Below are 5,946 nucleotides of genomic sequence, written 5' to 3'. Positions count from 1 at the left end.
CGATCATCGGCGCGCTGATCGCCGAATGGCTGGCCACCGGGCAGGGCATCGGCGCCGAGATCCTGCGGGCGATCGGCGGGTTCCGCTACGACGCGCGTATGATCGTCCAGGCGCTCAGGCAGGTCGCCGCGGGCGGGCCCCCGCCGCCGGTGCCCGTCAGCCACGACGTCACCGCGCCCGGCCGGGTCAGGCGGCGCGGCCGGGTGGTCGCCTGGATCGCCGCCGGAGCGGTGCTCGCCCTCGTGGCGGGCGTGGGCGGTTTCCTCATCCTGCGCGAGCAGGGCGGCGGAACCCCTGAGGCGTTCACCGTGCCCTTGGACGTGTGCACGCTGATCGGCTCGGCCGAGGTGGGCCGGCTGCTGCGTACGCAGAGCCCGCCCAAGGGGCAGCCGGGCTCCGACGACGTGGGCCCCAAGTGCGGCTGGCCGATCACCAACACCGGTGTGGGCCTGCAGGTGCAGAAGGACTCCGACACCGTCGACCCGTGGTCGATGACCCCGGTCACGGCCCGCACGCTCTTCCAGAACCAGAAGCGTTACTGGACCAAATACGATGACATCGACTGGACGTGGCCCGAGATCGGCGTGAAGGACTCCAGGAAGGCCGAACGCACCCCGATACGCCAGATCGCCGGCCTCGGCGAGGAGGCGTTCGGCTTCGAGCTGAAGGGCCCCACGGGCCGGATCCACTCGGCCCACGTCTACTACCGGCTGGCCAACCTGGTGGTGAGCGTCGAATACTCCACGCTCGCCAACAAGCCGACCGACGAGGACGTCAAGCAGTCGGCGCTGAAGGCCGCGCAGGCGAGTGAGCAGGCGTTGCGCAATGCCGGATGACCTCTACCTGCTGGCCGGCCGCTACCGGCTGATCGAGCGGCTCGGGCAGGGCGGCGCGGGCACCGTGTGGAGGGCCATCGACGAGGTGCTCGACCGGCAGGTCGCGGTCAAGCAGGTACGCGTGCCGGAAGCCCTCAGCCCCCACCAGCGCTCGGAGTTCGTCGACCGGGCCATCCACGAGGCCAGGTCCGCCGGCCGGCTGCGCGACCCCGCGATCGTGCTCGTGCACGACGTCGTCCTCGAGGGCCACCAGCCGTGGATCATCATGGACCTGGTCACCGGCCGCTCCCTGGACAAGGTCATCAAGGAGGACGGCCCGCTGCCGGCCGGGTTCGTGGCCGCGATCGGCCTGCGCGTGCTGTCGGCCCTGGACGTCGCCCACGCGCACGGCATGCTGCACCAGGACGTCAAACCGGCCAACATCCTGCTCGACGGCGACGGCTCGGCGATGCTCACCGACTTCGGCATCGCCACCCCGATGGGCGGGCGGGGCGACAAGTACGGCAGCGCGGGCTCACCCGGCTACATGGCCCCCGAGCGGCTCAACGAGCAGCCCTCCGGCCCGTCCTCCGACCTGTGGTCGCTCGGCGCCAGCCTGTACACCGCGGTCGAGGGCCGCGGGCCGTTCGAGCGGCAACTGCCCGCCGCGGTGGCGGCCGCCGTGCTGCTGCACCAGCCGCCGTTCCCCACGAGGGCGGGGCGCGAGCTGGGCAACCTGCTGATGGCCATGCTGGGCAAGGACCCCGCGGCCCGGCCCACGGCGCCCCAGATCCGCCAGGCCCTGGCCGGTCTGACCGGCCCCGAGACGGCTCCCCGGCGCCATCACCGGCCCGCCGCCGGGCGGCGCGGGTGGCTGCTGCCCGCCGTGCTCGCCGCCGTGGTGGCGTTGGGCGCGGGCGGCTGGTACGCCTCCACCGCGATCGGCGGCACCCAGCCGACGGGCAGGTTCGCCAAGGCGCCCGACCCGTGCACGCTCCTGAGCGACGCCCAGGCCACCGGGCTGATGAAGGGCCCGCCCGAGCGCAGCCGTACGCGGGCGGACGAGTGCCAGTGGATCGTCCGGCTCAACGCGGGCGCCCTGCGCCGCCTCGTCGTGCGTGCCTGGGCCGAGCGTCCCAACGACGACCTCGGCGGTGCCGAAGTGGCGCAACGGCGCTTCACCAGCGAGAAGAACACCCGCGCCGCCGCCGAGGGCACCGCGATGCGCGAGGCGTACGGGCCCGTCGCCGACGTCACGGGGGCGGGGGAGTCGGCGATCGTGCAGAGCTCCTTCAAGCTGGCGATGAACTCCAGCAAAACCGGCACATCTACCAGCACGGTGCTTTTCCGTACGAGTAATCTGCTGGGCGAAGTCATCTGGCACCGCACCGACGTGCCCGCCACCGCCAAGGCGGACAAGCAGACGGCCATCGCCGCCGCCCGTCTGGTCTCTGGGGCACTGGCCAAATGAGCGTGCAAGCACCTTGCAAGGGGTGTGACTAGCATGTTTCCCCGCAAGTCAGGGCAACCCCAGGAGTCCCCGTGAATCCCGGTAGCGAGTACGAGCCGCCCACGAACCCTTACCAGGTGCCGGGCGGGCAGTCCGAGCGGCCGAGCATGCCACCGACCCCACCGCCCCACCAGCCGCTCCACTGGCCACAACACCAGCCACAACACCAGCCACAGCATCAGCACCAGACGCGCAACCTGCCTCCCAACGTGCCCCCGAATCTGCCCCCGAATCTGCCGCCGTCCCTGCCGCCCACGCTGCCGCCGGGGATGCCGCAGATGCCGTCCCGGCCGCCGAATCGGCCTTCGTGGCTGCTGCCCACGCTGGCGGCGGCGCTGGTCGTGCTGGTGGCCGCGGGCGGGGTGGGCGCGTACCTCGTCTATGGCAAGGTGTCGGGCGGCTCCCGCACGTCGCCGGGCGCGAGTGGCACGGCGAGCGGCACCTCGAGCGGCACGGCGACCGCGCAGCCGGCGGGCGTGGCGAAGGCCCCTGACGTGTGCGCCATGCTGCCCAAGGAGGAGGCCGACCGGCTGGTGCCGGAGGCCACCGTCGGCGGCTCGTCGCGTGACTCCGAGTACGCCGTCGTCCTCGGCTGCAACTGGAAGAACCAGCGCATCTCGTTCGGTGAGTTCTGGCGCACCAGGGAGATCGACGTCAAGGTCGACCAGCACAAGGGCGAGGGGGCCAAGACCGGCCGCGCGATGGCCCAGAACTCCTACGAGTTCGAGCGCCGCGGCGGCCAGTACAGCGCGACCGCCAAGCCGTCGCTCGACCCCGACGAGAAGGAGTACATCTCCCCGCTCAAGGACGTCCAGGGCGTCGGCGACGGCGCGTTCGCCCAGTACACCTGGCGCCGCGACGGCAAGCTCCTCTGGTACGCCTACGGCCAGGCCTTCGCCCGCGTCGGCGACATGACGATCAAGGTCAAGTTCCAGGCGGGCCAGCAGCGCAAGGACGCCCAGATCCTGTCGAACGACACCACGCAGGCGATCACCGAGGCCAACGCGATCCGCGAGGTGAGCGGCCTGATCGCGCACTTCGCCAAGGGCGCGGCCGACTGGCAGGCGCGCAATCCCAACGTGCTGGCCAAGCCGGAGCCGTCGGCGACCGTCTCGCCCAGCGCCCGCGCGACGCCCTCGCCGACCGTGCTGGCCGCCTTTCCCGGCGAGTGCGGGGCCATGACCGAGACGGTCACCCGGCTCGTCCCCGACCCCACCACCCGCGCGCGCGGCACCACGGTCGGCGGCGACGGCCAGACGGAGTGCCGCTGGCTCAACCTCAAGTTGTCCGGCGGCGAGGGCATCACGAAGATCCGCAGCGCGCTCATCACCGTGCACCGGTTCACCAACCGGGCCGGCGAGGTGGACGAGCCCGCGGCGAAGGCGTTCTACGTGAGCGAGCGCGGCGGTGACAGGAACATGGCCGGGTCCAAGCTCGGCGGCATCACCTGGGGTGAGGTGGCCGACGTGAAGGGGCTGGGCGACCAGGCGTACCAGCAGTTCGTGCAGTCCAAGAGCGGCGACGTCACCGCCTCCAGCGGCACCGTGCTCATGCGGAAGGGCTCGCTGGCCGTCAGGGTCGACTACTCCGGCCACCAGCGGCCCGAGGATGAGGCGACGAACTCGCCCAAGGTCGAGTTCATGGCCGAGAAGGAGGCGATGGACGGGGCGCTCACCCTGGCCAAGGCCTACCTCGAGGCGCTGGAGAAGCAGCCGGTGGGCAGTTAGGCGTGGTGGGCGCCCGGATCTTCAGGTGGACCGGACAGATCACCCACGGGTGCGGAGGGCCTGGACGGCGGCGGTGATTCCGGTCCTGTCGTAGGCGCTGGTTGGCAGGGTGGCGCCGTGCGCGTGGCGAACGATGCCCTGGGAGTCGATGAGGACGCTGCCCGACTGCTGCAGCGAGCCGAAGACCTTTCTGCTCAGGCCGATCACCTCGTGCGGGGTGGCGTGACGGCCGGTGAGGACGGGGAACGGGATCTGGCGTCTGGTCTTCCACGCGGCCGCCTCCTGGCGCTCCTCGGGCACCGCGACGAACACCAGGACGTCTGCGGCCGCGAGCTCGTCTCGGCGCCTGATGAGGTCCTGGACGTGCCTGTTGCAGATCGGGCACGAGGTCGCTCGCATGAAATAGATCAGCACGGCATGACGACCTTGGTGATCCGACAGGTGTACGGTGCCGCCGTCGGTGTCTTCCAGCACGACATCGGGCGCGGGCGATCCGGGTTTGAGCATGGCGGAACTCTCCTTCGAACTCGGGCTGTGGGAACACTGTCCGCTCAGGTCAGGCGCTGGTGGCGGCCGCGTTCGAGCGGGCCGCCCGGGGCGTCGGCCCTGCCGTCCAGGCTGAGCCGGACCCTGCTGCGGGCCCGGTGAAGCTGGGACTTCATCGCGGCGTCGCTCAGGCCGAGCGTCTCCGCGACCCTCCGCCCGGGATGGCCCAGGACGTCCCGCATGATCAGTACGCGGCGCTGAACGTCCGGTAGCTCCCTGATCGCCTGTGCGACGAGCTCGGCTTCCAGACGCCGGATGACCTCGTCCTCGGCCGACCTCGCCAGGCCGTCATCGGCCTCGTCCCAGCGGTCGAAGAGCAGCCGGGCACGACGCAGGCACTCATTCCTGACGATTCGGAACATCCACGATGCCAGGGCTCCGGTGGCGCGCAGTGAGCCGATCTTCCGATACAGGATGATCAGCGCTTCCTGCGCGGCGTCCTCGGCGTCCTGCGGGGACGCGCAGAGATGAGCCGCGAAGCGTCGTACGTGAGGATGGGCGCTGCCGACCACCGCCGTGATCGACTCGCGATCACCGGCCTGCGCGGCCTCGATGAGCTGCGCGCTCGCCCAGCCGGGGTCACCCACGTCCGTGCCCCTGCCGTCGCGAAGCCCCGAAGGGTGCCTGCCGCACCACCGGCACCATGGCGTCACTCATCCGCATCTTCTCCCCGGCAGAACCGTTCACCCCCATAAGAGGCCTCCACTTGCCGAAAGGATTCACCCTTTCGGGAAGTGGAGGCCAGGCCGGCTCGGACAGGCGTTCCTCCCATCCGCGCGCCGCCGGTCCTGGCCCCTCCTGACTCGTGATTCGCGCCGGCGGTTAATGCGGCTGCAACCCGGCTGCAAGCGTGACAAATACCTTTATCTCAGCAAGCAGCACCTGAGCCGCGTGATCACGATTTGTCCAGTACAGGGGCATGGGCAAACCGTGGGGGATCACGCGGCTCATCGCCTTTCCGGACCAGGAAGGGCTCCAGCAGACCGGGTACGGCCGCCGCCGCCAGATCGAGGCCGTCGCCGCGGCCCACGTCCACCACCTCGTAGTGGCCCTTGCCCGCCGCGGTGGTCGCCGAGACCGTGAGCAGGCCGGAACGGCGCTGGAAGAGCGTCTCCGTGATCGTCCAGCCTGAGACGCCCCTGCGGTCGAGCGCGATCGTGTGCCGGACCACCGAGCCCTTCCTGCTGACCAGGTGCCGGGCGCCCAGCGCGTGCCCCAGGTTCGCGGCGCCCTCGACGGCCAGCCACAGCCCGGACACCAGCGCCACCGCGGGCGTCAGCCACACCCAGCCGCGCACCCACGGCCACGGGGCCCACCAGGAGGCCGGCGCGGCGACGGCGGCCAGGAC

Annotated in this window: 5 protein-coding genes and 1 pseudogene; 3 read left to right on the top strand and 3 right to left on the bottom strand. The window is 71.2% G+C overall.

Annotated elements, in window-relative coordinates; translation table 11 throughout:
* From AB0I15_RS66455 to AB0I15_RS66445, 3 genes and pseudogenes are all read left to right on the top strand, one after another.
* Positions 1-836: pseudogene (locus AB0I15_RS66455) on the top strand (hypothetical protein); the annotation flags it as partial.
* The gene (locus tag AB0I15_RS66450; RefSeq protein WP_358121019.1) at positions 826-2,286 is read left to right on the top strand and encodes a serine/threonine-protein kinase; all 1,461 of its coding nucleotides are present in this window, start codon (positions 826-828) and stop codon (positions 2,284-2,286) included. The pseudogene AB0I15_RS66455 and the gene AB0I15_RS66450, both read left to right, overlap by 11 nt.
* A 71-nt stretch (positions 2,287-2,357) precedes the next feature.
* A complete protein-coding gene (locus tag AB0I15_RS66445) occupies positions 2,358-4,052 on the top strand; it encodes a hypothetical protein (protein WP_358121017.1) in 1,695 nt (564 codons plus the stop codon).
* Positions 4,053-4,091: 39 nt separating this feature from the next.
* Here the strand turns inward: AB0I15_RS66445 and AB0I15_RS66440 are convergent, their stop codons facing one another.
* The 3 genes from AB0I15_RS66440 to AB0I15_RS66430 form a co-directional block, all read right to left on the bottom strand.
* Positions 4,092-4,559, bottom strand: a complete 468-nt coding sequence (locus AB0I15_RS66440) for a peroxiredoxin family protein (RefSeq protein WP_358121014.1) — start codon at positions 4,557-4,559, stop codon at positions 4,092-4,094.
* A gap of 44 nt (positions 4,560-4,603) precedes the next feature.
* The gene (locus AB0I15_RS66435) at positions 4,604-5,185 is read right to left on the bottom strand and encodes an RNA polymerase sigma factor (protein ID WP_358121012.1); all 582 of its coding nucleotides are present in this window, start codon (positions 5,183-5,185) and stop codon (positions 4,604-4,606) included.
* A 308-nt stretch (positions 5,186-5,493) separates the two neighbouring features.
* The coding region (locus AB0I15_RS66430) for a PH domain-containing protein (protein WP_358121009.1) at positions 5,494-5,946 on the bottom strand (453 nt) is incomplete at its 5' end.

The organism is Nonomuraea sp. NPDC050643, assembly GCF_040654715.1.
Classification (GTDB): Bacteria; Actinomycetota; Actinomycetes; order Streptosporangiales; family Streptosporangiaceae; genus Nonomuraea.
Note: the sequence above shows the minus strand (reverse complement) of the source record. Positions and strands in the feature narration are given on the sequence as shown.

Coding starts and splice junctions, on each gene's coding strand:
- AB0I15_RS66450 (WP_358121019.1), top strand. CDS start 826: ATGCCGGATGACCTCTACCTGCTGGCCGGCCGCTACCGGCTGATCGAG.
- AB0I15_RS66440 (WP_358121014.1), bottom strand. CDS start 4,559: ATGCTCAAACCCGGATCGCCCGCGCCCGATGTCGTGCTGGAAGACACC.